Annotated in this window: 28 protein-coding genes and 1 tRNA gene; 9 read left to right on the top strand and 20 right to left on the bottom strand. The window is 65.3% G+C overall.

Translation table 11 applies throughout. The features are described from left to right. The first annotated feature begins 68 nt into the window (after positions 1-68). The 3 genes from GRI42_RS05530 to GRI42_RS05540 are packed head-to-tail and all read left to right on the top strand — an operon-like array spanning position 69 to position 1,457. Entirely contained in the window at positions 69-338 is a 270-nt protein-coding gene (locus GRI42_RS05530; RefSeq protein ID WP_160607336.1) for a metal-sensitive transcriptional regulator, read from the top strand. Then, entirely contained in the window at positions 335-949 is a 615-nt protein-coding gene (locus GRI42_RS05535) for a DUF2231 domain-containing protein (protein ID WP_160607337.1), read from the top strand. Before GRI42_RS05530 ends, GRI42_RS05535 begins: the two co-directional genes overlap by 4 nt. A 22-nt stretch (positions 950-971) precedes the next feature. Then, a complete protein-coding gene (locus GRI42_RS05540) occupies positions 972-1,457 on the top strand; it encodes a DUF411 domain-containing protein (RefSeq protein WP_160607338.1) in 486 nt (161 codons plus the stop codon). Between the two features lie 14 nt (positions 1,458-1,471). On the opposite strand, the gene GRI42_RS05545 is transcribed toward GRI42_RS05540, so the two are convergent. Further along, complete coding sequence (locus GRI42_RS05545) at positions 1,472-2,080, bottom strand: DUF305 domain-containing protein (RefSeq protein WP_160607339.1); 609 nt, start codon at positions 2,078-2,080, stop codon at positions 1,472-1,474. 88 nt (positions 2,081-2,168) lie between these two features. Here GRI42_RS05545 and GRI42_RS05550 point away from each other — a divergent pair, with 88 nt between their 5' ends. Then, the gene (locus GRI42_RS05550; protein WP_160607340.1) at positions 2,169-2,807 is read left to right on the top strand and encodes a GNAT family N-acetyltransferase; all 639 of its coding nucleotides are present in this window, start codon (positions 2,169-2,171) and stop codon (positions 2,805-2,807) included. On the opposite strand, the gene GRI42_RS05555 is transcribed toward GRI42_RS05550, so the two are convergent. From GRI42_RS05555 to GRI42_RS05605, 11 genes are all read right to left on the bottom strand, one after another. Beyond that, positions 2,804-3,322 carry a GNAT family N-acetyltransferase gene (locus GRI42_RS05555; protein WP_160607341.1) on the bottom strand — a complete coding sequence of 173 codons (519 nt, stop codon included), beginning with the start codon at positions 3,320-3,322 and terminating at the stop codon, positions 2,804-2,806. The genes GRI42_RS05550 and GRI42_RS05555 overlap by 4 nt on opposite strands. Beyond that, positions 3,315-4,103, bottom strand: a complete 789-nt coding sequence (locus GRI42_RS05560) for a LysR substrate-binding domain-containing protein (protein WP_160607342.1) — start codon at positions 4,101-4,103, stop codon at positions 3,315-3,317. The genes GRI42_RS05555 and GRI42_RS05560 overlap by 8 nt, the downstream gene beginning before the upstream one ends. Before the next feature lie 67 nt (positions 4,104-4,170). Beyond that, complete coding sequence (gene trxA, locus GRI42_RS05565) at positions 4,171-4,491, bottom strand: thioredoxin (protein ID WP_160607343.1); 321 nt, start codon at positions 4,489-4,491, stop codon at positions 4,171-4,173. Positions 4,492-4,542: 51 nt separating this feature from the next. Then, on the bottom strand, positions 4,543-8,007 hold the full coding sequence (gene addA, locus GRI42_RS05570) for a double-strand break repair helicase AddA (protein ID WP_160607344.1): 3,465 nt from the start codon (positions 8,005-8,007) through the stop codon (positions 4,543-4,545). After that, complete coding sequence (gene addB, locus GRI42_RS05575; RefSeq protein WP_160607345.1) at positions 8,004-11,024, bottom strand: double-strand break repair protein AddB; 3,021 nt, start codon at positions 11,022-11,024, stop codon at positions 8,004-8,006. Before addB ends, addA begins: the two co-directional genes overlap by 4 nt. Beyond that, positions 11,017-11,739: a nucleotidyltransferase family protein gene (locus tag GRI42_RS05580; RefSeq protein WP_160607346.1), complete on the bottom strand. Its 723-nt coding sequence runs from the start codon at positions 11,737-11,739 to the stop codon at positions 11,017-11,019. The genes addB and GRI42_RS05580 overlap by 8 nt, the downstream gene beginning before the upstream one ends. Further along, the gene (locus GRI42_RS05585) at positions 11,736-12,725 is read right to left on the bottom strand and encodes an aminoglycoside phosphotransferase family protein (RefSeq protein WP_160607347.1); all 990 of its coding nucleotides are present in this window, start codon (positions 12,723-12,725) and stop codon (positions 11,736-11,738) included. Before GRI42_RS05585 ends, GRI42_RS05580 begins: the two co-directional genes overlap by 4 nt. Further along, positions 12,722-13,174 (bottom strand): tRNA (adenosine(37)-N6)-threonylcarbamoyltransferase complex ATPase subunit type 1 TsaE, encoded by a 453-nt coding sequence (gene tsaE / locus GRI42_RS05590; protein ID WP_325065301.1) that lies wholly within the window; start codon positions 13,172-13,174, stop codon positions 12,722-12,724. The genes GRI42_RS05585 and tsaE overlap by 4 nt, the downstream gene beginning before the upstream one ends. Further along, positions 13,171-15,513, bottom strand: coding sequence for a PAS domain-containing sensor histidine kinase (locus GRI42_RS05595; protein WP_160607348.1), 2,343 nt, complete (start codon positions 15,511-15,513; stop codon positions 13,171-13,173). The genes tsaE and GRI42_RS05595 overlap by 4 nt, the downstream gene beginning before the upstream one ends. A gap of 89 nt (positions 15,514-15,602) precedes the next feature. Next, positions 15,603-17,012, bottom strand: a complete 1,410-nt coding sequence (ahcY, locus tag GRI42_RS05600) for an adenosylhomocysteinase (protein ID WP_160607349.1) — start codon at positions 17,010-17,012, stop codon at positions 15,603-15,605. 143 nt (positions 17,013-17,155) lie between these two features. After that, a complete protein-coding gene (locus tag GRI42_RS05605) occupies positions 17,156-17,614 on the bottom strand; it encodes an S-adenosyl-L-homocysteine hydrolase (protein WP_160607350.1) in 459 nt (152 codons plus the stop codon). A gap of 176 nt (positions 17,615-17,790) precedes the next feature. Between GRI42_RS05605 and GRI42_RS05610 the strand changes: the two genes are divergently transcribed. Both GRI42_RS05610 and GRI42_RS05615 read left to right on the top strand, forming a co-directional pair. Beyond that, positions 17,791-18,270 (top strand): peroxiredoxin, encoded by a 480-nt coding sequence (locus GRI42_RS05610; RefSeq protein WP_160607351.1) that lies wholly within the window; start codon positions 17,791-17,793, stop codon positions 18,268-18,270. Positions 18,271-18,348: 78 nt separating this feature from the next. Next, positions 18,349-18,621 (top strand): hypothetical protein, encoded by a 273-nt coding sequence (locus tag GRI42_RS05615; protein WP_160607352.1) that lies wholly within the window; start codon positions 18,349-18,351, stop codon positions 18,619-18,621. Positions 18,622-18,628: 7 nt separating this feature from the next. On the opposite strand, the gene GRI42_RS05620 is transcribed toward GRI42_RS05615, so the two are convergent. The 6 genes from GRI42_RS05620 to GRI42_RS05645 all read right to left on the bottom strand — a co-directional run bounded on the left by GRI42_RS05620 (position 18,629) and on the right by GRI42_RS05645 (position 23,557). Next, entirely contained in the window at positions 18,629-19,546 is a 918-nt protein-coding gene (locus GRI42_RS05620; RefSeq protein WP_160607353.1) for an alpha/beta hydrolase, read from the bottom strand. Between the two features lie 134 nt (positions 19,547-19,680). Next, positions 19,681-20,277, bottom strand: coding sequence for a hypothetical protein (locus GRI42_RS05625; RefSeq protein ID WP_160607354.1), 597 nt, complete (start codon positions 20,275-20,277; stop codon positions 19,681-19,683). Between the two features lie 143 nt (positions 20,278-20,420). Continuing rightward, positions 20,421-20,822 (bottom strand): hypothetical protein, encoded by a 402-nt coding sequence (locus GRI42_RS05630; RefSeq protein WP_160607355.1) that lies wholly within the window; start codon positions 20,820-20,822, stop codon positions 20,421-20,423. 74 nt (positions 20,823-20,896) lie between these two features. Beyond that, entirely contained in the window at positions 20,897-21,508 is a 612-nt protein-coding gene (gene folE / locus GRI42_RS05635) for a GTP cyclohydrolase I FolE (protein ID WP_160607356.1), read from the bottom strand. Continuing rightward, positions 21,505-23,064: a phospholipase D-like domain-containing protein gene (locus GRI42_RS05640; protein WP_160607357.1), complete on the bottom strand. Its 1,560-nt coding sequence runs from the start codon at positions 23,062-23,064 to the stop codon at positions 21,505-21,507. The genes folE and GRI42_RS05640 overlap by 4 nt, the downstream gene beginning before the upstream one ends. A 1-nt stretch (position 23,065) precedes the next feature. Continuing rightward, entirely contained in the window at positions 23,066-23,557 is a 492-nt protein-coding gene (locus tag GRI42_RS05645; protein WP_160607358.1) for a hemerythrin domain-containing protein, read from the bottom strand. A gap of 87 nt (positions 23,558-23,644) precedes the next feature. On the opposite strand from GRI42_RS05645, the gene GRI42_RS05650 reads away from it, so the two are divergent. Further along, complete coding sequence (locus GRI42_RS05650; protein ID WP_160607359.1) at positions 23,645-24,043, top strand: metallopeptidase family protein; 399 nt, start codon at positions 23,645-23,647, stop codon at positions 24,041-24,043. 56 nt (positions 24,044-24,099) lie between these two features. On the opposite strand, the gene GRI42_RS05655 is transcribed toward GRI42_RS05650, so the two are convergent. After that, a tRNA-Arg gene (locus tag GRI42_RS05655) sits at positions 24,100-24,176 on the bottom strand. Positions 24,177-24,220: 44 nt separating this feature from the next. Continuing rightward, positions 24,221-24,643 (bottom strand): (deoxy)nucleoside triphosphate pyrophosphohydrolase, encoded by a 423-nt coding sequence (locus tag GRI42_RS05660; RefSeq protein ID WP_325065302.1) that lies wholly within the window; start codon positions 24,641-24,643, stop codon positions 24,221-24,223. Positions 24,644-24,729: 86 nt separating this feature from the next. On the opposite strand from GRI42_RS05660, the gene GRI42_RS05665 reads away from it, so the two are divergent. After that, positions 24,730-24,909 (top strand): Flp family type IVb pilin, encoded by a 180-nt coding sequence (locus GRI42_RS05665; protein WP_160607360.1) that lies wholly within the window; start codon positions 24,730-24,732, stop codon positions 24,907-24,909. Between the two features lie 124 nt (positions 24,910-25,033). Beyond that, positions 25,034-25,213, top strand: coding sequence for a Flp family type IVb pilin (locus tag GRI42_RS05670; RefSeq protein ID WP_160607361.1), 180 nt, complete (start codon positions 25,034-25,036; stop codon positions 25,211-25,213). The last annotated feature ends 79 nt before the right edge of the window (positions 25,214-25,292 follow it).

The raw sequence follows: 25,292 nt of genomic DNA on the forward strand, positions 1-25,292 counted from the left end.
GGTTGCCATGGGGGTATTGGGGGCCCTATATATACCCCCATGGGGTATTTGGAAGGGCCCATTTCGAGATGAACGAGAAGTCTGCCGCAAAGATCCGCCGGCTGAACCGTATATCCGGACAGGTGAACGGAATCGCCCGTATGATCGAGGACGATCGCTATTGCATCGACATCCTCCACCAGATCCAGGCGGTAAAGTCCGCGCTCGCCAAGGTGGAGAGCGAAGTGCTGAAGGATCATGCAGCATGCTGCATTTCCGAGGCGATCAAGAGCGGCGATGCCGCCGAGCAGAAGCAGAAATTCGAAGAGCTCGTGGACCTGTTCGAGAAGCGCAAGTGACGCTCTGGTTCCGCCCATTGGTATTCGCGTTGCTGGCAACGCTTGTCCTTGCCATCGCTTCCCCGTCTGCGGCCCACGGGAGCAATAGCCACGAAGACAAGCCTGTCGCGACTGCAACTGAGCCGCTCTCGAGCTCCACAGCCAGCGAAACCCCGACCGCCTCCGTCACGGTGGCCATGGAAGCCGAGACGGGCCCACGCGAGGAGCCGGGAGCGCTGCGTTTCCTGCGCGGCCTGCACCCCGCGACCGTCCATTTCCCGATCGCATTCTTCCTGCTTGCAGGCTTGCTGGAGACCCTAGCCATATCCCGCCAGCGGGACAGTTTTCGGTCCAGCGTGGACGTCCTGATTGTCGCGGGAACGGTTGGCGCAGTCTTCGCGACCACTTTCGGCTGGGTCCATACGGGCGCCTGGCTTGGCGGAGATGCCCCCATGCAGTGGCATCGCTGGACCGGTACGGGAGTGGCCTTTGCGGGCCTTGCACTCCTGCCCGCCATGCGGTTCAAATCGCGCGGACCTCTGCGCATCCTGCTCGCCTGCGTTTGCAGCGCACTGGTCGTCCAGGGCTATCTGGGCGGCGAACTGGCCCACGGCTCCAATCACCTCATGTAAAAACTTCGAAGGATCCCGATCTATGACCCTTACGTCGTTCACCCGCACCCCCCTCCGTTTGGCGCTCGGCCTCGCGCTCGCGGCTTGTGCCGGCGCGGCGCAGGCGACCAGCATCACCATGTATCGCGATCCCAATTGCGGCTGCTGCCTCTCGTGGCTGAAGCACGCCAACGAGCATTTCGCGAAGGGTGAGGAGAAGGTTACGGCCAAGTCCGTGAACAGCCCGAATATCGCGGCCCTGAAGTCGGACAAGGGCGTGCCAGCCGACCTCGTCTCCTGCCACACCGCCATTGTCGACGGCATGGTGATCGAAGGTCATGTGCCCGCCGCCGATATCGAGCGCCTGCTTGAAGAACGGCCGAAGGGCATCACCGGCCTCGCCGTTGCCGGCATGCCCCTCGGCTCACCCGGCATGGAAGCGGGCGAGCGGCGGCAGGCCTACCAGGTCATCGCCTTCGGACCGAACAAGCGGGTTGTCTGGGCGACCTATCCCGCCAGGGACGGATAAGGCGCAGCCGGGCGTTAGGCGCCCGGCTCGACTTCTTCGATAATCTCCGGCGTTACGGGACGCTCGACGGTTTTCTTGGCCTTTTCGAGCAGGTCGGGTGTCAGGTCTGCCGTGCGTGGCGGCAGGGGCGTACCATCGCCCATCTCGCCATTGCGCTCGATATCTTCGAGCAGCAGCTTCATCTCCGCGATTTCCTTCACCTGCGCCTCGATGATGGAATCGGCAAGCTTGCGCACCCGCGGATCGCTGATGTCCGCGCGGCGGCTGGTGAGGACGGCAATCGAGTGGTGCGGAATCATGGCCTTCATCCATGCCTCGTCCCCGACCGTCGACTGGCTCCGCGCCAGGAACAGGAACAGCAAGAAACCGGCGATGGCGGCGACCATCACGATGACCTTGGTCGCAAAGGTCTTGTACATGCCCCACATGAAACCGAGCATGATGACGATCATCGCCATGCCCATCATCAACGCCATCCACATCCGGGTCTGGCTAAAGAAAGCGTGGTCGGCTTCGTAGATATTGGAATATTTGAGCACGAACATCGTCACGATCGAAGTGGCGATCATCGCGAAAAAAGTGCTCCACTTGCCGTGGTGCGACCCACTGTTCTGATTTTGCATGGTTTTCCCCTTTCGAGGGATATTACGCGCTGAAAACCGGCAAGGTTCCGGTGCGGAACTGCTATGCTAGTCCCGCGTAAGGCGGAGCATGAGCATCGAGACCGGCATCCCCAAACCCCCGTTTGCGCCGTGGCGCGGCGGCTGCGGCCCCGGCTCCATCGAATCGGCGCTGGAGGACGCAACGCCCGTCTGCATCCGCCGCGTGACGCCGGCCGACGAGACGCTGATGCGCGAGGGGATCGAGCGGATGTCGCCCCGCTCGCGCTACCTGCGGTTCTTTTCGGGCATGCGCACCCCGCCCGACTGGGTGATCGAACGCCTGCTCGATGCAGATGGCGAAAAGCACCTCGCCTGGGGCGCCATTGACCTGTCGCAACAGGAACGGCCCGCCATCGGGGCGGTCCATGCCTTCCGCGATGAAAACGATCCCGACTGCGCGGAGTTTTCGGTCGCCATCGTGGACGATTACCACGGGCTCGGCCTCGGCAAGCTGCTGACCGCGACCATCCTGCTCGACGCGCGCGAGGAAGGGATCAGGCGCTTCCATGTCGAAACCCTGTCGGAAAACCACAGCGCGGCCAGCTTCACCCGGATGCTTGGGGGCGTGGGCAGCGGGAGCGTCGACATGACCCGCGGCTTCGTGCTCGAGGTGGAGGAAGCGCTCGCCCGCCTGCGCGATGCAGCCGACCCGCCGGGCATCGCTTCGGTATTTGCCGCTTTCGCCTAGCGCGGATCGCTGGCCAGCAGGCCGTAGACCAGCACTTCGCGAAGCCCTGCATGGGTCGTCTCGTGCTGGCGGAAATGCGCTTCCTTTCGGAAACCGAGCCGTTCGAGCAGGCGGATGGAGGGCGTGTTGTCGGTATCGACTTCTGCGGTGAGTTTGCGCAGCCCTTCTGCAAACAGATGCTCGACCAGTGCGACCATGCACTCGCGGGCGACGCCTTCGCCTTGCCGGTCCATCACGGTGACGTAGCCGACTTCCTCGACGCCCGCCTCATGGCCGGGAACGGCGACGAACCGGCCGCAGACCGCGCCGTTTGCTCCCTCGGCAATCCAAGTGCGGCCGTTCCAGCCCGGCTCCGCCAGCCAGCCCCACAATTCCTCTGCGGAAGTGAATGCGGGACGCGTGAGGTAGAGGCACTGGCCTTCGTCGGCGAAGGTGGGGAAGAGCGCGGCGGTATCGTCGCTGCGGAGGGGTCTGAGAATGAAGCGGTCCGTGCGCAGGACCGTGACGTCACGCACCTTCCAGGAAAGCGACCAGCGCCTTGACCTTCTTGGTGCGCCATTGCGGCGTCGGCGCGACGAGCCAGTAGGCGCGCGTGCCGGGTTCGGGGCCGTCGAGCACTTCGAGCTGGCCTGCCTCGATCGCTTCCTTGGCTAGCAGTTCGGGCAGGATCGCCTTGCCCAGTCCCGCCATGGCGGAGGACAGCGCCTGTCCTGCATTGCTCACGGTCACATGCGCCTGCACGCCGTCCTGCAGCGGCAGGCCCCAGTCGATCCACTTGTCCGGCGCGCCGGGTGCTGCCACCGTCACGCGGCGGGCCGCGGCCAGTTCCACGCCCTGCAGATCGCCCGGACCATCGACCAGCCGGATCGCGCAATCGAGGTTCGCTTCGGTGAAATCGGCGTTCTCGTCGGCCACGAAAGCGAACTTGATGTCGGGATTTGCCTCCCCGAACTTCGCGAGGCGCGGGGCCAGCCACTGCGCGTAGAATTCGCGCGGGCAGGCGATCGTATAGCTGTCGGACGCCTGCCCCGCCTGCATGGCGGACACGCTTTCCTCGAACTTGAGGAAGCCTTCGCGCAGCGCGTCGAGACCGGCCGCGCCTTCCTGCGTCAGTTCCAGCCCCTTGCTCGTGCGGCGGAACAACACCGTGCCGAGATGGTCTTCCAGCGCGCGGATCTGTTGCCCCACGGCGGCAGGCGTCACCGCCAGCTCGTCCGCGGCGCGGGTAAAGCTGAGGTGACGCGCGGCGGCGTCGTATACGCGCAGGGCGTTCAGGGGCAGATGCGTGCGCTTCATGGTCTCACGCGTTTAGCAGTGCTGCGCCGCAGCACAAGATGGCAGGAAAAAGGCGCGTGTCAGCGCGTCAGAGGACGCTTTCGAGCCACTGCTTGAGCTGGCCCTTGGGCGCAGCGCCGCGCATCTGGGCGGTCGGCTCGCCGTTCTTGAACAGGACGAGATAAGGAATCGACTGCACGCCCATCGAACCTGGGACGCCGGTGTTTTCCATGATGTCCATCTTGGCGATGGTGACCTTGTCGGCCAGTTCGTCCGACAGTTCTTCCAGCGCCGGGGCGATCATCTTGCACGGCCCGCACCATTCCGCCCAGAAGTCCACGAGGACGGGCTTGTCGCTGTCGAGCACGTCCTTCTGGAAGCCTTCGTCGGTTACGTTGATGGTGGCCATGGGATATCTCCTGAATTCGTGTCTGGCGCCGATGTGGTGCAGCGGGGGCAATTACTCAAGCGGCGGCAGGGCAAAGCTTTCCTGCCGATCCGGGAAGGCGGCCTTGTAGGGTGCGAGTACGCTCTCGGGCAAGGCGATGAGTTGCGGGGTCTGGGTATAGAGCACCGCTGCCGAAACGCGCCGCCCGGGATAGATCGCCTCCAGCGCGGCGACATAGGCCGCCATCTGGCGCAGGGTCGTCTCCGGCACCCCGTCGAGCGAGGCAGGAGGGCGGCGCGCGGTCTTGAAATCGACCACCGTGACCGTCTCTTCAGTCACCAGCAGCCGGTCGGCAGTGCCCATGACCACCTGCCCCTGCACGGTCGCGGCGAGCGGGATTTCCGCCAGCGCGCCCGGCGCGAAGATCGCCGCGAAGGCCGGTTCGCTCAGCACGGCGAGCGCGCGGGCGAGCATTTCGTCCCGCTCCGCCTCGGGCAGGTCGGGTGCCTGTTTCGCCAGCCACGCGGTTGCCTTAGCCTCGCGCTCGTCCTCCGCCACTTCGGGCAGGCGTTCGAGCAGGGCGTGGATCAGCACCCCGCGCCGCGCGGCACCAGCCGCGATTTCGGGCGGCAGCGGCGGATCGCTGCCCTCGACCTCGCCGAGGCCGGAGGGGGCAAGCGGGCGCGGCGGGCGCGGTTCGGGGCCGACGGGGCGCTGCGCCCAATCGGGTAGTTCCGTGCGAGGCTCTGGCCCGGCAGAGGGCGGCGGCAGCTTGGCATCGCGCAGCGCGCCCCATTCCCAGCGCGCACCCCACAAACCGTCTTCCAGCGCCTCGTCGCCGAACAGCGGCTTCAAGCGCGCGTACCAGCTGTCCTCGTGCGGGCCGTTCTTAGCATCGCGCGGGCCGAGCGAGCCGCCGATGAACAGCGCTTCCTCCGCGCGCGTCATGGCGACATAGAGCAGGCGCCAGTGCTCCTCCATCGCTTCGGCAGAGGCGATGTCCTCGGCTTCACTCAGCGGTCCGACCTTCTCGTCCTTGCGCAGGCCCGGCAGCGGCACGGGATGGACGAGATCGGTGCCGAGCGGCCTGTCGGCCAGTTCGAGATCGCCCGCGGCGTCCGGCCCGATCGCCGCATCGGCGAGGATGACGATGGGCGCCTGCAGGCCCTTGGATCCATGCACCGTCATGACGCGGACCTGGTCCCCGCACTCGCCCGCCTCGCGCTTGATCTCGCCCTCGCCCGCATCGAACCAGCGGATGAAGCCCTGCAGGCTCGCCACGTGGCTGGCGGCATAGGCATTGGCAGCGTTGAGCAATTCGTCGATCGGGTCGTTCGCCTCGCGCCCCAGCCGCGCCACCAGCGCACGCCGGCCATCCATCGGACCGACGAGGATCCAGTGCAACAATTGCTGCGGGCTGTCGTAATCGGCGCGGCGCAGGATCTCGCGCAGATCCGCGACCGTCTGCACCACACGTGGGTGCTTCCCTTCGCGCAAATGCTCCCACAGGCGCACACCCTTGGGGCGGAAACCGTGTTCGAGCAGCTCTTCCTGCGACCAGCCGACCAGCGGCGAGACCAGCAGGCTCGCCAGCGTCAGATCGTCGAGCGGCTGCGCTGCGAAGCGGATCGCGGCCATCAGGTCCTTCACCGCCAGCGGATTGCCCAGTCGCAGGCGGTCGACACCCGCTACCGGCACGCCGTGGCGATAGAGCCGGGCGACGATGAGCGAGGCAAGCTCGCGGCGCTTGCGCACCAAGATCATCACGTCGCCCGGCCCCGCGCGGCGCGGCTTGTCGCCTTTCACCAGCGGGAAACCATCGTCCATCCAGCGCTTCACCTGCCGCGCAATGCGGTCGGCGAGCTTGCGGTCATGCTTGCCCAGCCAGCTGTCGTCAGCCTCGCCCTCTTCCATTCCGCTGTCGGCATGGATGGTGTTCCACAGCGCCACGAGGCCGGGCCGGTCCTGCCCCTTGTGCGCTTCCGCCGCACGGTCGAGGCCGAGCCTTTCGGAGCCGATCGCACCGATCGCCGCATCGACGAAATCGAGGACGTTGTCGGCGGTGCGGAAGCTCTGGCCGAGCCCGTATTCCTGCAAGGTGCGCGCCCGCTGTGCCCCGCGTGCCTCGTCCGCGGCTTCGGCAGCGCGGCGCATCCGTTCGGCGAAGCGGTCCCGCGCCTCGGCGAAATTACGCGGGCTGGTGCCCTGGAAGCCGAAGATCGCCTGCTTGAAATCGCCCACGGTGAAAATCGTGCGGATACGGTCCGACCTTGCGCCCTCGCCCGAGAAGAAATCGTCGGTCAGCGCCTCCACGATCTGCCACTGGGCGCGGTTGGTATCCTGCGCCTCGTCGACGAGGATATGGTCGAAACTGCGGTCGAGCTTGTAGCGGATCCAGTCCGCCACAGCCGCATCGGAGAGGAGGTGCGCAGCGCGCTGGATGAGATCGTCGAAATCGACCAGCCCCTCGCGAGCCTTGGCCTCCTGCCAGCGTAGCGCGAAGGCGCGTCCGGCCTCCAGCTGCGGGGCGAGGAATTCTGCCAGGTCGAGCAAGGCGCGCCGCTGCGCCACAAGTTCGATGCCCTCGAGCACCTCTTCGATCCTGCCGCCATAGGACGGGTCGATCTTCTCGAGGTTGCCGAGCCTGCTCGGCTCGCCCTTCTTGGTCAGCAGCGTACCGAAGAAACCGTCGAGCATGGCCAGCCGGTCCTGCGTTCCCGCGGCCAGCCACGAAGCGGCGAATTCGGCGTTGGCTGTGCCGAGCTTACCGCCCCATTCCGCATTGATGCGGCTGCAGGCAAGCAGGCTGGCGACGGGAAACACCGCGTCGCTGCAGGCATCGCCCACCCATTCGGGGCCCGCGTCACCCGGTACGCCCAGCACGCGCCGGACCGCGCCGGACAAATCGCCCTGCCAGCCGGGCAGCTTCCACAGATCGAGATAGCCTGCGCATTTCATCTGCCAGCCGCGCACCGCATCGGCGCCCTTGCGGCGGCTCATCTCCGCTATCGCTTCCACGAAGCGCTGATCGCCTTCTTCCAGCAATTCGCCCAACACCTCTCGGCTCAGCAGGTCGCGCTCGCGGTCCTCCATCGGCTGGCTGCCGGGCAGGATTTCCGCCTCCGCCGGGAAAGCGGCAAGCAGGTACTGCGCAAAGGCGTGGATCGTATCGATCCTGAGGCCGCCGCCCGGACAATCGAGCACGCGGGCAAACAGCGAGCGTGCCCGCGCCCGCGTATCGGGATCGGTCCGCGCGCCAAGGTTGCCAAGTTCCTCGGCCAGCTGCGTGTCTTCCATGCGCACCCAGCGCGCCAGCACCTCGTTCACGCGTACGGCCATTTCGGCGGCGCCCGCCTTGGTGAAGGTCAGGCAGAGGATTTGCGACGGGTCGGCGCCCGGCTCCAGCAGCAGGCGTAGCACGCGTGCGGACAGCACCTGCGTCTTCCCGGTGCCTGCGCTGGCGGACAGCCACACGCTTTCCTGCGGGTCGACCGCATCGCGCTGGTGGCCGACGAGGGGATAGACCTTGCCGCTCATGTCTCGTCCTCTTCGACGTCCATGTGCGGCAGCCATTCCTCCAGCCGCATGAGCTGGTCGTAGGTGTCGTAGGCCGGGTAATCGGGATTGAAGCGCGCGGTGAAAGGATGCTCGCCCTTGATCCAGCGCGTGATGGCATCGGTCAGGTAGGTTCCCGTTTCGGGCAGGAAGTCCTCCGGTTCGATACCGGTGCGCTTGCTGCCGATCTTGAGCGGGGTCTCCACATAGCCGAAGCCGAAGGGATTGGTGTCCGGCTTCGCCTTGGCAAGCGACCAGTATTCGAACACGCTCGCCTCGCCCTTAACGCCGCCGAAGCCACTTTCGCCCGCCATCATGCCAAGCAGGCCAAGCTGGAGCGCGAAACCCTGTTCGACCATCTTGGAGGACGGGGGCGATCCGGTCTTGTAGTCGACGATGCCCAGCGTCCCGTCGGCGAACCGGTCGAGCCGGTCGATCTTGCCGTGGACGCGCACGCCGTCGACATGCATCTCGCCCCACTGTTCCACCGCCACGACCTCGCGCCCATCGGCATGGGTGATCTCGTGCTCCACCCATTCGAGCGCCTGCTGCAGCCGCGGCTGCCACAGTCCGCGCATCAGCGGGTGGACGTTGCGCGCCTCGAACACGCGGTCCATCACCTCGGCAATCGGCACCTTGGGATCGGCCTCGTGCCATTTCTGGAGGATTTCGTGCGCCACCGTGCCCTGCCAGGCGGGCGAAGGTTCGGCATCGAGCGCGTCGAGCTCGGCAAGCTGCATGATCTTGCCCGCATAGAACTGGTAGGGATCGCCCCGCAACCGGTCCAGCGCGGTGGCGGAAATGTCGACCAGCCGCTGTTCGGCAGACGGCATGGGTTTGGGGCGCGGATAGGGTGCGGCAGGCTCCGCGCGCGAAATGGCCTTCGCCAGTTCGACCGCGCGCTTTTCCTCGTGACGGGACAGCTGGTCGCCTAGCAGCGCCTGGACCCGCAGCAGGAAGCGGCTGGGGATCGCCGGTCCGCCCTCGTCCCGCGCCGCGCGGCTCAGCACGAATTCTGGCGCGCCCAGCGTCCCGGCAAGGTCGTGCGCGGACAGGCCGATGCGGAAATCGCTGCCGGGCACACCGAGATTGCGCAGCACCGGCGGAGCGAGAAGTGCATCGACGCTGCCGCGCGCGGGCCACACGCCCTCGTTGAGGCCGGCGCAGATGACGAGATCGGCGCGGTTCATGCGCGCCTCTAGCAGGCCGAGGACCTGTACGCGGGCATGGCCGCCATAGGGCGGGCGGACCGCCACCTGCTCCATCGCGTCGGACAGCAACGCCGCAACGTCGCGCGGGGCGACGGCGAAGCCGGCCTCGCGGGCATGGAGGCGGAAGTCCTCCACGAAAGAGGCTAGGCTGCGCCCGTCCTCGCGCGCCCACAGCCGTTCGCCGCACAGCGCCTCGGCACTGGCGGCCAGCGTATCGATCAGGTGGCCGAGCGGCGCGGCGGCATCGTGATCGCGCGCCACCAGCGGTGCGAGCGCGGCTTCGGCCGCCTCCCAGAACTTCGCCACATTACTGTGCTTTTCCGACAGCTTGGCGACGGTTTCTCTGACCGGGTCGAGGCCCGCTTCAAGCCGCGGCCCGCGCAATTCGCGCTCCACCCGGCGCAGCTGGCGCAGCCACACGCCGCGTTCCATCCCGCCGCTTGCCAGCGGGTGGCCGAGCAGGGCCATGAGCGGCACCGACATGGCATTTTCCGCCATCACCGCGGCCGCGAGCAGGAAGGCACGGCCCGCCGCCGTCTGCGAGAGCGGGCGACCGGCGGAATCGTCGGCAAGGATGTCCCATCGCGCGAGGTGATGGACCACGCGGCGGGCCAGCGCGCGGTCGGGCGTGACGACGGCGACCCGCTTTTCGGGCTGCTCGACCGCCTCGCGCACCAGCAGGGCGATGGCCTGCGCTTCCTCTTCGGGATTGGCGCACTGCATGACACGCACCCCGGCAAGGCGGCGCTTTTCGGGCGGCAGGTCGACCCAGACCTTGCTTGCTTCGGGCGGCAGGAACAGCGCGCCGATGGCGTGGCTGCGCTCCGGCGGGGCGGCAGTCATGCCCTTGCGGTGCCAGGGCTGCACTTCCTCGCGCCCCACGCCCATGCGGTTGAGCAGGAGCTTGAGGTGGTACTGCGGGTGCGTGACCGCATCCTCGCGGTCGAAGACGGTGTCGTCGGGCGTGGGTCGGTTGCCTGCCCTGCCCAGCTCGTCCCACACCTCGCCGCTCATCGTGAGGTCGAAATCGGGCAGGATCACCGCACCCTGCGGCAGGTCGGCGACCACGCGCAAAAGCCGCGTGAGTGCAGGCGCAGCGCTGGTGACGCCGGCTGCGACGATCGGGGTTGCGGGCGGGTTCGACTTCCAGCGGGCGGCGGCATGGTCGAACAGGCGGTTGCGCCTTGCCGCTGCATCGAGCGCGCCGTTCGCTTCCAGCCATGCGAGCCATTTGACCTGCACGCGGGCGAAAAGGCGCAACGATTTCTGCCAGTGTTCGGACAGGCTGGGATGGATCGCGAGCACCTTCTCGTCGAGCAGTTGCTCGGGCCCCACGTCCTCCACCAGCAGGCGGTCCATCGTCGCGCCGGTTTCGCGGGCGAGCCGCAGCAGCGTCGCGCCCTTTGGGGCTTCGGCGCCCATTTCCTCCGCAATCAGCGCAGCAAGCGCGAACATGCGCCGCTGCGGGTCGATGGCGGGCTTGATGTCGCTGGTGCCGAGCGGGTCGAGCAGCGGGCCGAGTGCCTCGTCGAGGTCGAGATCGCCGACCACGGCCATGCGCGGCATGAGCAGGCCGGGCGTGCCGTTCTCGCCCGCATGGCGGATGAACGCCTCGGCAATCGTGCGGCGGGCGCGGCTGCTCGGCAGGAGCAGCGTGAGCCGGGCGAGCCCGAGCCCGTCCTCGGCATAGCGCGGGACCAGTCCCGCCACGAGCGCATCGGCGAAACCGCGGTGGGCGGCGATGGAGTAGACCTTCGGCTGGTTTGCGACCCTGCCTTCCTCAGCCACCCGTCAACGCCTCTTCGGTTGGCCTGATGTGCTGCGGCGTGCCGACCTCGTACCACAGGCCGGTGAAGGCGACGCCGAACAGGCGGCCTTCGGCAATGGCGCGATCCCACAGGATATTGGTTGAGAACTTTCCGTCCGGCGCATCGCGCAGCAGACGGTGCGAGACCAGCTGGATGCCGGTGTAGATGAAGGGCGCGATCCGGCCGGGCAGCTTGCGCTTCAGCCGACCTGCGCCGTCCATGTAGAAATCGCCCGTCCCGTCGAAATTATGCGCCCGCGCATGGGTCACGACCAGCAGCAGCGCGTCCATCCGATCCGGGTCCCAGGCGTGCGAAAGGTCGCGGAAAGCGTTGCGCGGTCCGTCGAGCCAGATGCTGTCGGCATTGCAGGCGAAGAAGGGATCGGGCAGCAGGCCCGCCTTCGTCGCCTTCACCATGCCACCGCCCGTTTCGAGCAGTTCGGCGCGCTCGTCCGAGAAGGCGACGGAAGGGCTCTTGCGGGCCTTGAGATGCGCCTCGATCGATTCGGCGAGATAGTGGACGTTGACCACCGCCTTGGCGATGCCCGCATCCTCGATCCGGTCCATCGCACGGTCGATCAGCGGCTTTCCGGCAACGCGGACCATGGGCTTGGGCATTGCGGCAGTCAGCGGACGCATCCGCTTGCCGAGGCCTGCCGCCATCAACATGACTGTGTCGGAGGCGAGATCGCTCATGCGATTTCGCCGCCATGCACATCGCGCAGCGCCTGCGGGATATTGGCCTCGAACCACGCCGCGACAGGGGCGAGTGCTTCGTGCTGCAGATCGCGTTCCATCGCCTTCCACACGCGCGGGATCATGCGCAGGTAGCGGGGCTTGCCGTCGCGCTTGTAGAGGCGCGTGAAGATGCCGACGATCTTGGCATTCCGCTGCGCACCAAGGCGGGCGTAATCGGCCTCGAAATGCTCGTCCGGATCGGCGGCCGCGCGGTAGCGGCACATCATGTCGTGTTCGAGCTGTTCCGACACGTCGCGGCGCGCGTCCTGCAGCAGGCTGACGAGGTCGTAGGCCTTGTGCCCGACCAGCGCGTCCTGGAAATCGATGATGCCCTGCTCCCCGCCCAGCTTGCCGGGTTCGAGCAGCATGATGTTCTCCGCATGGTAGTCGCGCAGCACGGTCACGCCGGGCTGCTGGCGTTCGAGCAGCGGCGCGAGCGCTTCGTCCCATGCGCGGGTCCAGCCCGCTTCATCGACCGAGAGGCCGGCGGCAGGGCAATACCATTCGGTGAATAGCCCCGCCTCGCGCTGGTAGACGGCCATGTCGTAAGGCTCGAACGGGCCGGCAGGCAGGCGGTGCAGCTGCACCAGCGCGTCGATCGCCTGCGCGTAGATGGCCTGTTCGTCGCTCGGATGCTCGTCGATCCATTCCTTCATGCGGAAATCGCCGAAATCCTCGGTCAGGACCCAGCCCTGTTCGGGCAGTTCAGCGTAGATTTCCGGTGCGCGCATGCCATTGGCGGCCAGCCAGTGCGCGACATGGAGGAAGGGCGCGGGATCTTCATGCGGGGGCGGCGCGTGCATCAGCATGGCGCTGCGCCCGCCCATGCGCAGGCGAAAATAGCGGCGGAAGCTGGCGTCCCCGACCAGCGGCGCGATTTCCGCCCCCTGCCATGCGGTGTCGCCAAGAAACTCGTGAATGCCCTGCGGCAGCGTGTGGTTCATGGCATCCGCCCTTGCCAAGCTTCGCCCGCCGCGACAACGGCCCTGCGCCCCTCGCCCACGGTTTCCAGCGTGATTTCGAGGCAGGCCGCCTCATGTGCAAAGCCGCCTGCGTGATCGGGCCATTCGGCGATCAGCGCCGCGCCCTCGCGGTAATCATCGAGGCCGATTTCCTCCACTTCCGACGGGTCGTCCAGCCGGTAGAAATCGGCATGGACCAGCGGCACGCGAAGGTGCTCGTAGGTCTCGATGATGGTGAAGGTCGGCGACGGCACTTCGCCTGCATGCCCCAGCGCGGCGATGATCGAGCGCGCAAGCGTGGTCTTGCCTACCCCCAGCCCCCCTGACAGCGCCACTACGTCGCCCGGCTGCAGGCGGGCCGCGATGCGATTGCCGAATTCCTCCATCGCCGGAAGGTCCGGCAGCGGTTCGATGACCGGCGCGCCCGTCACGGCAGCGTGATGACCGCGCTGGTGCCCGCGTTGCGGCGGCTCTGGATTTCCAGCGTGCCGCCGTGCGCTTCGACCAGCTGGCGAGCGAGCGGGATGCCGAGACCGTGGCGACGTTCGATCCCCTTGCCGTCGGGCGCCATGCGGATGCCTTCCAGCGCGCGGGCGAGTTCGTGCTGGCTCATGCCGCGCCCGTTATCGGTGATGGAAATGCGGTTGAGCCCGCGCTGCTTGGCCACGTCGATCACGATGCGGCCGCCGGGCGGCGTGTTGGTAATGGCATTGTCGAGGAGCTGGCCGATGGCGCGCTGCAGCTGCTGTTCGTCCGCCTCCACGATCTTATTGGCATTGCCCTTGAGGTCGAGCGTCAGCCCGCCGTCGAGGATCGACTGTTCGCGCTTGCGCACGATCCTGGTCAGCATCGGCAGCAGTTCGACCCGCCCCTTGCGCAGCGGCATCAGCCCGGCTTCGGACTGCGAGAGGTCGAGCACGTTTTCCACCTGTTCGGTCAGCTTGCCGACCGACTGGGTGATCGCCGCCACATATTCCTTCGCCTGCGGGGTCAGTTCGCCCGCCAGCCCGCTTTCGAGCATTTCCGCAAAGCCGCCGATGGTCGTGAGCGGGGTGCGGAATTCGTAGCTCATATTGGCGAGGAAGCGCGTCATCACCGCGTCCGCTTCTTCCAGCGCGCGGTTGCGTTCGCGCAGCGCCTCTTCCGCCTGCTGCGAGGCGGTGACGTCCATCACGGTGAGGAGGCCATTACCGTCGGGCAGCGGAACGCCTGCGTAATCGAGCGTGCGCCCGTCGGCGAGCTCGATGCGCCCTTCGCGGTTCTTGCGGTCGAGCGTCGCCGAACGGATGGTCTGCCCGATCTGCGAGACGGCCTTGGGATCGGCCAGCTGTCCGGCGATCGCTTCCAGCAGTTCTTCCGCCTGCGGATGGTTGTCGAGCACTTCGCTGTCGAGGCCCCAGGCGCGCGGGAAACCGCGGTTCCACAGTTCGAGATGCCCGTCGGGCGCGAAGACGGCGAGTGCTTCGAACAGGCTGTCGAAGGTCGCCGTGCGGGTGCGCAGCAGCGTGTCGCGGGTGGCGGACAGGTTGAGCTGCTCGGTCCGGTCTTCCGCGATCAGCACCAGCCCGCCATCGGGCAGCGGCTGGGCGACGACGCGCAAATGCGTGCCGTCGGACAGCGGCCAAGCCATTTCCTCCGGCTCGTCCTTCTGGAACCAGCCGACCAGTTCGCCGCGCCATGCGGGAAAATCGCGCACTTCGGGAATGCGCCCGTTCTCGCGCGCGACCATCAGCATCTGCTCGAAGGTTGTGCGTTCGTTGACCACGCCGGGCGGCAGCGAGAAGACGCGGTGGAACGGCTGGTTAGCAAAGGTCATCCTGCGACGTGCGTCGAACTGCGCCACGCCGATGGACAGCTGGTCGAGCATGGAGCGCTGCGCTTCGCGGAAGGCGCGGAATTCGCGGGCCTGCTCTTCCATTTCCTCGATATCGACGGCATATCCGGCGATCCCCTCGCCCACCAGCGGGAGGTCGGTGACGCGGATGGTGCGGCGCGCGTCCTTGATCGTGGCCGACACGATACGCTCGATCGGCTGGCGGCGGTCGGCAGCCTGCTGGGCGACTTCGGCGGCCGTGCGTCCGCCGACGGTTTCGACCAGTTCCACCTGGTCGGTCACGACCTGGTCCGCGCTGGCGCCGCCCACCGCCTCGACATAGGCGCGGTTGACGAGCCGCAGGTGCATGTCCGCGCCGCGGAACCACATCGGCATGGGCGCGGCCTCGATCAGGCCGACCAGCGCGCCGAAATCGTCACGGGCGCGCGCGGCCTCTTCGCCGAGGCGGGCGAGTTCGTCTTCGGTCTCGGTGAAATCGAATACCCAGACCAGAGCCGCGCCGCTGGGCGATACGGCCGGGTCCGCCAGCGCGCCGCGCAGGGCCAGCGTCTTGCCCGAGCCGGGCGGGCGCAGCGACATCTTGAACGGCTTGGCGCTCTTCTGCGTGCGGCGGACAAGCGTGGAGAGCTGTTCGATCTGGTCTTCGGTAAGGCCGGTCCCGTCCTCGCGCGCCAGTTCGCTGAGATATTCGGGCACGCGGTCGAGCCCGAGCCAGCGGGCAAAACGGTCGGGCGCCTCGATCCGGCCGTCGCTGCGCACCATCAGCGGGATGGCGGGGCCCTCCTCGACCATACGCGCAAGACGCAAGGCGGCCTTGCGATGCGATTCCGCCGCCTGCGCGCGATTGGTGGCGCGCAGCATCAGCCAGACGGCCGCGCCGGTCCACACGGCAAGCAATACGCCGATAAGGGGAAGGAGGGCGGGCGAGACTTCCATTACCCGCCAGCTATGCGGCCAGCGGCGGGGATGCAATGCCCCGCCGCCCTATTGCCTTGCTTACCCGCCGAAAAACGGGCGTTTTGCGATCAGTAGCGGTAATGTTCCGGCTTGAACGGACCTTCGACCGGCACGCCGATGTAATCCGCCTGCTCCTTGCTGAGCTTGGTCAGCTTGACGCCCAGCTTGTCGAGGTGGAGCGCGGCGACCTTCTCGTCGAGGTGCTTGGGCAGGACGTAGACGTCGTTCTCGTAGTCGTCCGTGTTCTTCCACAGCTCGATCTGGGCCAGCACCTGGTTGGTGAAGGAACAGCTCATCACGAAGCTGGGGTGGCCGGTGGCGCAGGCCAGGTTCACCAGGCGGCCCTTGGCCAGCACGATGATTTCCTTGCCGTCGGGGAACTTCACCAGGTCGGTGCCGGGCTTCAGCTCGGTCCACTCGTAATTGTCGAGCGCGCTGATCTGTATCTCGCTGTCGAAGTGGCCGATGTTGGCGACGATCGCCATGGGCTTCATCGCCTTCATGTGTTCGGCGGTGATGACGTCTTCATTGCCGGTGGTGGTGACGAAGATGTCGGCGCGGGTGACCGCGTCTTCCATTGTCACGACCTCGTAGCCTTCCATCGCCGCCTGCAGCGCACAGATCGGGTCGATTTCGGTCACGAGCACCCGCGCGCCGCCATTGCGGAGCGACTGGGCCGAACCCTTGCCGACATCGCCGTAGCCGGCGACGCAGGCGACCTTGCCCGACAGCATCACGTCGGTCGCGCGGCGGATCGCGTCGACCAGCGATTCGCGGCAGCCGTAAAGGTTGTCGAACTTCGACTTGGTCACGCTGTCGTTCACGTTGATGGCCGGGAATGGCAGCTTGCCCTGCTTGGCGAGGTGGTAGAGGCGGTGGACGCCCGTGGTGGTTTCTTCCGACACGCCCTTGATGGCCTTGACCGTCCTGGTGAGGTAGCCGGGCTTCTTCTTCACGAAGTCCTTGAGCGCGCGCTGCATCTCGATTTCTTCGGCATTGGTCGGGGCCGGCATTTCCTCGCCCGCCTCGATGCGCGCACCCCACAGGGCGAACATGGTGGCATCGCCGCCATCGTCGAGGATCATGTTGGCCGTGCAGTCGGGGTCCTCATCGCTCGACCAGTCGAAGATGCGGCCGACATAGTCCCAGTATTCGGCCAGGCTTTCGCCCTTGATGGCGAACACGGGAATGTCCTGCGCGGCGATCGCGGCAGCGGCGTGGTCCTGCGTGGAGAAGATGTTGCAGGTCGCCCAGCGCACTTCTGCGCCCAGCGCGGTCAGCGTCTCGATCAGCACGGCGGTCTGGATCGTCATGTGGAGCGAGCCGGTGATGCGCGCGCCCTTCAGCGGTTGCGCAGCGCCATATTCCTCGCGCGTGGCCATCAGGCCCGGCATTTCGGTTTCGGCGATGCGGATTTCCTCGCGACCGTAATTGGCGAGCGAGATGTCCTTGACGACGTAGTCGGTAAACTGGGCCACGAGCGGTCCTTTGCGTTCGGTGAAATGGAACGTGTACCGCGCATACGAGAAGGGGCGGCACTGTCAGCGCCGCCCCTAGCTTGTGATTTATGGGAGGGCAACAGCGCCCCTCTGTCGCCCTCCCTCGCGTATCCCGAAAGGCCTCAGCGCCGCGCGTAGCGTCCGCCGCCTGTCGGGCGCGGACCCAGCAGTTCGTCGGCGGCCTGCGCCAGCACGGCAGGATCCCTCGACTGCGAGAGGTCGGAGGTGATTTCCTTCAGTTCCGAACAGCCCAGCCAGGGATGGCCCTGCCCGTATTCGTTCGCCATGCCGACGCTCATCTTGTCGAGCGCCCGCTTCGCGCCGCGCGCGCCGTGGCGCTTGACGAGGCCCTGCTCCATCCTGCGTGCCGCGCCATTGAGCGTGTGCAGGTGGTTGGCAGAGAACTTGCGATAATGGTGCTGGAAGTCGTCCGAACCCATCCGGCACCGAAGCGAAGTGACCATCAGCATGATGTCCAGCTTGCGGATCTGCTCGTCGCCCGTCCCGGCGCTGGCAGTGGTAGGCACGCAAAGCAGCGCAGCGGCGGATGCCGCGAGCACAATATCCCTCAGATTTTTCATAGTCCCTGGTCTCCCTTCGCGAGCGACCCGTTGCCCGCGATGGAAACATGAGTGCAAAATTTTACCGGGAGTTAAAGCCGCGCAGTAAACCCATCTTAACCATCCGACTCCCTTGCATGCACGGCTCGTCGCTCTACATCGTGAGTGTGGATGGGAAGACACAGGAGTTTTATCAAATGACAATCGCTGTTGGCGACAGCCTCCCCGATGTGAAGCTGGTGAAGGCGACGCCCGATGGGCCTCAGCAGGTCCAGTCGAGCGAGTATTTCAAGGGCAAGACCGTGGCGCTGTTTTCGGTGCCCGGCGCGTTCACCCCGACCTGTTCGGCGCGCCACCTGCCCGGCTATGTCGACAAGGCCGAGGAACTGAAGGCCAAGGGCGTCGACGAAATCGCCTGCACCGCGGTCAACGACGCTTTCGTCCTGGGCGCATGGAAGAATGCCAATGAAGCCGGCGACGTGACCATGCTGGCCGACGGCAATGGTGATTTCGCCGAAGCCGTGGGCCTGACCATGGACGGTTCGGGTTTCGGCATGGGCAAGCGCGGCCAGCGTTATTCGATGCTGATCGAGGATGGCGTGGTGAAGCAGCTCAACGTCGAGGCGCCGGGCGACTTCTCGGTGTCGAGCGCGGAGCACATGCTCGAGCAGATGTAAGCCTGCAATCTGTCCCGATTGCGGACAATCCTGCGCCCCGTCTTGCCTCCGTGCACGGCGGGGCGCAGTCTTTAGGGCATGGGCAAGGACAGGGAAAAGCAAGACACGCCCACGGAGGTGACATTCGGCATCCTCCTGGGCTGGGAATCCGCTCCTGCGGGAGAGCGCATCGCGCTCAAGCTGCAGAGCACCGACAAGGTCGTGACGAGCGCCTCCGACGTGCACGAATTCCGCTATTTCCTGACCAAGGAACAGGCCGTCCTGCTAGGCAACCACCTCTACACGCTCGCTGGACAGACCGCGCCCACGCGCAAGAAGCGCGGTTTGATCGAAAAGCTGATGGGCGGCTGAGCCCGGCTCAATCTGCCTGAACGGCAGCGCCGACCGCTGCCCCGCGCAGGTCCAACCATGCGAGATACTGCTCGATCCACAGGTCGCTGGTCGTGCCCTGCGGGCGCATTCCGAAACCGTGCGATCCGCCGGAATAGAGATGGAACTCGACGCTCCCGCCACTCTCGTGCCAGTCGCCCGCCAGGTCCAGTATCCCCCCGTGGAAAAGGAAATCGTCCGTGGCAATCGCCATGAAGAGATCCGGCCGCGGCTTCATCGCGATGTCCTTTTCGACCGGCGGGTAGATGAGCGCGAGGTTCTGGACGAGCGAGGCCTCCTCCCTCCCCTCGAGCAACCTGATGGCGGAGTGCGCGCCGGCAGAGAAACCGATTACACCCAACCGGTCCTGCACCAGGCCCCATTCTTCCGACTTCCCGTGCACGAGAGAAATCGCGGCGGCCAGATCGTCCACCGCCGGCGGATAGTCGAAATCCTCGTCGTTGCTCTGGCCGGACCATTCGGCCAGCAAACGGGTCATGAAAGCATCGGGGTCTTCGGGCGTGGCACGGGGGCGATACTTGAGCACGAAGGCGGTGTATCCCTGCGCCGCAAGCCGCTCTGCGACCCAGTAGCCTTCGCTTTCGATCGATACGAAAGAGTAGCCGCCACCGGGCACGATGATGACGGCACGGCCATTGTCGCGGCCGTTCTTCGGGGCAATACGGTAAAGCGAAGGCCGGGTCACGTTGCGCACCCAGACCTGGCCGATCACCCGGTTCCATTGCTCGGTATCCGGCGTCGCAGGTCCGGCGGTTTCAAGCGGAATCTCGTCCCCCGGCACTTCCGGGATGACCAGCGCGACCGGCGGGGCATCATCGGCCTGGGACGCGGCGGGCGATGCAAGGAAGATCGCCGCCAGCAAGCCAATCAGTGCGTTTTTCGTCATCCGGCCCTCGCCCCCTCGTTAAGACAGGCAGAAAAGGCGAAGACACGACGTTTGACAAGCACCGGTGTGCCGGGAAGCTCAGCTGAGCCCAAGCGTCCGCCCCGCAAAATGGCGAACGCCCGGGAAACGGGCCGTCAGTGATCACCGAAATGGACGATCCCTAGATTGCTGCAGCTTACATTGGGGTTCCACTGGGCATAGAGGCCGGCAGGATTTTCCTCAAACAGCCAGACATGCAGGTCGTAATGCGGCATGAAACTGTGTGCCTCGTCCTGTGGGGTTGCCGGATTGTCCGCCATGTAATTGTACTCGCGCCCCCGGTATTTCGGTTTTTCCTTGTGCTCGGCGTGCCAGGCTTCGGCAAAAACGAGCATCTCGATGCCGACCAGTTCGAGTCCGCCGTGCCCATCCGGTGCATAAAGCAGGATCGCGGGCGGATTGGTGCCGGTATAGGTACCCGTGCCGTTCATCTTGCCGTTGATCGGCGCAGTAAATTCCAGAAGGCGCGGATTGACGTAATGGAAGCCCATCCCGCCAAGCGTGGGATGCACCTCGCAAGCCGAGCCCCGGACGTAGCCATTCCGCTCGGCGTAAGCGACATCCTTGAATGGTTCGAGTTGCCTCGCCAGCTCCTGCAGCGCCTGGTCGGGCTGGTCGCGCGGCACGTCTGCCGACACGGCTGTGGCGATCAACACCGGGCCCAGTGCCAGGGTCTTGAGAAATCTCTTCATGAAAGCCTCCTCGCTTTCCCGGCCAAGAGGCGGTCGGGATATGAGGAGTGTCGATAGGCAAGCCCGCCATGTCTATGAAGGAAGGGTGACGGTTTCCCGATGATTTGCCGATGACCGTTTAAGGACCGGCTTACCCTGGAAGACTAGTCGCCCGCTTTGGTGAAATAGGCCTCGCTCGAGGGCTCTTCGGCCAATCCGCTGCACCGCGAGCGCCACAGGCGATTGTTGCGGGAAACGAGTTCCTCAGAGTGCTCCATGCGCTTGGCGTCTGCAAAACGTTCGAAGTCGGCAGCGTGCTGCGCGTTCACAGCCTGTTCGAGCCGGGCGCGAGCTTCGGCTTCACTGAGGCCTCTTGCCATTGCGCTTTGCTGGGCTTGCTTGGTCCAGGCGACAAGACCTTCGCGATCGACCGTGTAACCCAGCTGTTCGCAGGTCTGGACCGAACTGACGGCGACGGCGATCTTTTCGTACTGCTCCGAATAGTCGGCTTGGGCTGCGGTCAGTCCGATCGCAACGAACGGAAGGGCCGAGACTAGAATTCCCATGGCAAGTCCTCTCCTGTTGATGCCCGGGAACCTGCGCCACCGATACTGTCAGCCGGATGAACGCCTCTGCTGCCTCAGCCGTAACCCATCAGGCTGAGCACTTCCTTGCGGCTGCGCTGATCTTCGAGGAAGGTGCCCATCATCCGGCTGGTGATCATGCCAACGCCCGGCGTGCGCACGCCGCGCGCGGTCATGCAGCTGTGCGCTGCCTCGATCACCACAGCCACGCCCTGCGGCTGGAGGTGTTCCCAGATGCAGTCTGCCACTTCGGCGGTCAGGCGTTCCTGCACCTGCAGGCGGCGGGCGAAGCCGTGGAGCACGCGGGCGAGTTTGGAAATGCCCACCACGCGGTCGTTCGGCAGGTAGGCGATCGCCGCCTTGCCGATGATCGGGGCCATGTGGTGTTCGCAATGCGACTGGAAGGGAATGTCCTTGAGCAGCACGATCTCGTTGTAGCCGCCGACTTCCTCGAACACGCGGCTTAGGTGGTAGCCGGGGTCTTCGCCGTAGCCGAGACAGTATTCTTTCCACGCGCGCGCGACGCGCGCGGGCGTATCGACCAGTCCTTCGCGGGTCGGGTCGTCGCCGGTCCACTCGATCAGCGTACGGATCGCTTCCTGAACGTGTTCGGGCACGGGCGGCTTGCCGCGCGGGTCGTCTTCGTCCGGTCCTACAAGGCTGCTCATTTGCCCCATTTTCCTCTGATTCTGGTGCGAACCCTCTCGAGTCGCGTTCCCTTGCGGAAAAGCCCGCCCTTTGCAAACGGCTCGAACATGTCGTCGGGATCTTCGGGGTCCAGCAGGCCGCTGTGCGCCACCTTCTTTTCCGCCTCGGTCAGTTCGGGCGGATGATATCGCTTCAGGTTGCGCCCGCCTTCGCTGACGGTGTGGTCGATCATGCCGGCCATCGAACCGTAGCGCGCCAGCAAGTCGGGCATTTCGCTTTCTTCGACCCCGCAATGCTCGGCCAGCAGCGAATGGCGGATCGCGCGGATGGCATCGACGGCGTGCTCGTTCCCCTTGCGCGCGGCATCGACAAACACGTCGCATTCGCTGTCCAGCCCCATCGACCGGTTGTTGAGATTGGCCGAGCCGATGCGGAAGATCTCGTCGTCGACGATCATCATCTTCGCATGGACATAGATGGGGGTTTCGCCGCTGTAGGGCATCCAGATGCTGAAGCGGTGGTTATCGTCCACTTCCTCGATGCAGCGCACCAGTTCGGCGCGGGCATGATCCATCGCCTGCTGTTCTAGCCAGCCGTCGGCATTGGCGGGATGGACGATGACGACTTCCGGCGGGTCGTCCTCCTGCATTCGGTCAAGGATGGCTTCCGCGACCTTGCGCGAGGCGAAGTACTGGCTTTCGGCATAGATGAACTTCTTCGCCCGCTTGACGTGCTGGACGAACAGCGCCTCGATTTCCTTCACCGCGTCCCAGTCGCGATAGGCGGCACGGGTCCGGGCGATGCCGACCTCGACATTCTCGAAGGTCGGCTCCAGTTCCTTGGGCCACAGGCTGTCCGTCCGCGCCTTGATCGGCAGCAGCGGCTTGCCGCCGGCGCGTTCCCAGCGGTCAAGCCCCAGCTCGCTAAGCGCGTCTGAAATCGGGCCTTCCATCATCATCGTCGCATCGTGCCAGGGCTCGTAAGCCTGACCGCGCGGCGTCTTGCGATGCGGATTGTCTTCTGCGTGGTCGCGCGTGTCCCAGCGCTTCACAGTCATGTCGATCCCGCCGCACACGGCCAAGCGGTTGTCGAGGATTGCGATCTTCTGGTGGTGGCTGCACCCTGTCGGATGGGCGCTGTCGAACTTGAAGTCGATCCTGCGGTGCCGTGCCCAGCGCACGAGGTCCCACCACATCGATCCGCGCACGACGAACTTGAAGATGCCGAAGCTCCATTTGAGGATGCGGATTTCCAGCGTCGGCCGTTGGCGGACCAGCCAGGAAAAGAACCCGCCCAACCGCGCGGGATATTCGCGCCTGTAAGGCCTTTGCCACCAGCGGCGCCCATCGGTCAGGTGAATGCGCGTGTCGAAATCCCACCCGATCAGGAAGATGCGATGCTGCGCATTCAGCATCGCCTCCTGCATGGCGGCGAAGTAATCCGCCGCATCGATGATCACGCGCGCGCGCTCGACCTTCTCGTAACGCCACACGCCCGGCTCGACGCCATCGTCGAGCCGGGACACGCGCTGCGGGTCGACCGGTTTGTCGGTGTTGTCCCCCACCCCCTTGGCCATCCTATTCCTTGGCGTCCTCTTTCTTCTCGGGCGTCACTTCGGCTTCGGCCTTTTCTTCCTTCTTCCGGCGCTCGAACACCTGGCGCATGTGCTTCATGTCATCGTCTTCGAGATAGTTCTCGAAATCCGGGAAGTGTTCTTCCTCTTCCTCGTCGATGTGATGGCGATAGTCGTGGGCGAAGGTCTTGAACTTCGTCAGCCAGCCGCCTTCCGACATGTCGGTCGCGGCAAGGTCGTTGAGCGCTTCGTCCAGCTCGTGGTGTTCGGCGACCGAGTGGCGCGTCTCGTCCGTGGTCGGGGGCTTGCGCAGCATGGTCGAATAGAGCGCCTGCTCTTCGGCCGCGGCGTGGGCCTTCAGTTCCTTGGTCAGCTCCGTGAACAGCTCCTTGCGCTCCTCGGTCTCGCCGCTGGTGTCGAGCAGCTTGTCGATCAGGTCGCGGTGGCGGTCGTGATCTTCCTTCAGGCGTTCGAAGATTTCGGTGGCTTGGGTCATCGGGTGTCTCCTTTGCCTACCTGAACAGGCGAAAGCCGAGCGGGTTCCGTTCTTGCAGGATGCAGGTGCGCGACTCATATGGAGGCGATGCTCCACCTTCGCCCCGGCCCGACCCAGCAACAGATGCAGCAGATGGCGGAAGCCGTACGCGCGACCCTGCCCGCGCAATTCCGCGAGCAGATGGAAGAGATCGTGCTGAGAGTGGAAGAGTTCGCCACGGCCGAACAGCTCGCCAGCGTCGAGCTGGACGACAAATGGGAGCTGAGCGGCCTGTACGAAGGCGTGTCGCTACCCGACCGATCGATCTGGGAAAGCGGGCGCCAGCCAGCCCGCATCTGGCTGTTCCGCCAGCCGCTGATCGCCGAATGGCGCGATACAGGCGTGCGGATGGACGAGCTGGTGCGCCATGTCGTGATCCACGAGGCCGGCCACCATTTCGGCTTCAGCGACGACGACATGCACTGGCTCGAAGAACAGGAAGACTGATTTCACCGGCCCCGAAACCAAAAAAGCCCACGACCCTTGCGGGTCATGGGCTTGTTTGGCGCGCCAGGAAGGATTCGAACCTCCGACCGCCTGATTCGTAGTCAGGTACTCTATCCAGCTGAGCTACTGGCGCGTTGGAGGGCGGCACATAGGCAGGTGCTCTGCCCTTGGCAACACCTAATCGGGCATTTTTTCCAGCAGGCGTGCGGCAAGCGCGATATCGAGCGGCGGCTTGTCCAGTCCGGCGATGTCCGCGGGCGCGAACCAGTCGACTTCGCCGCCCTCCAGTGCCGCCACCTCGCCCGTCCAGCGCGTGCTGGTGTAAAGCAGGATTACAATCGGCGCCCTGCCCTCTGCCTGCGCCTCTTCGGCAAAGCAGCAGGGGGTAAGGTCGGCTTCGCAAATCGCGATGCCCAGCTCCTCGCCGATCTCGCGAACCAGCGCAGATGCGGGCTTTTCAGCCGGTTCGACCTTGCCGCCAGGGAATTCCCACAGGCCGCCGTGATGCTTGTTCACGGGTCGCTTGTGCAGCAGCCAGCGCCCGTTTGCGTCCTGCAGGGCCAGCGCCACCACGCACATCCATGTCGGATTATTTTCCAAAAGCGAGATCCTTCGAAACCCTTTCTTAACGGGTCACCGCGTATTTCGACGATGTCAGCTACGAATTCAATCGAGGGGCGGGACAAGTGATCGAATTTCTCAAAAATCTGGGACGCGATGACTCCGGCGCCACCGCTATTGAGTACGGGCTGATCCTCGCTCTGATCTTTCTCGGCATGATGACCGCCGTGACTGGGGTCGGTCAGACCACCATCAACATGTGGAACAACGTCAGCACGACTGTCGCCACGGTTACCGGGGTCTGAGGCGAGAAAACCAAAGACGGTTGGCGATTAGGGAATTGTCAACTTGTCCGAGGCAGAAAGAGGATAGCTCGAACCGCAACAGGGGTGAGAGCCGGGTATTGAAGACTGAACCAGGAGACTAGACATGAAGTTCATCAACAAGCTGCGTCGCAACGAAGAAGGTGCAACCGCCATCGAGTACGGCCTGATTGCCGCTCTCATCGCCGTTGCTGCGATCACTGCCATGCAGAGCCTCGGCCAGGAGCTGAGCACCACGTTCAACACGACCGACTCGGCCATGGCAACCGCCAACGCTGCTGTCTAATCGACACGGCTTTCAGCCAAACAGAAAGGCGGCGAGGTCACCCTCGCCGCCTTTTTTGTTGCGCGTAACGAGAGTGCGG

The organism is Qipengyuania gaetbuli (genome assembly GCF_009827315.1).
GTDB classification, from domain to species: domain Bacteria; phylum Pseudomonadota; class Alphaproteobacteria; order Sphingomonadales; family Sphingomonadaceae; genus Qipengyuania; species Qipengyuania gaetbuli.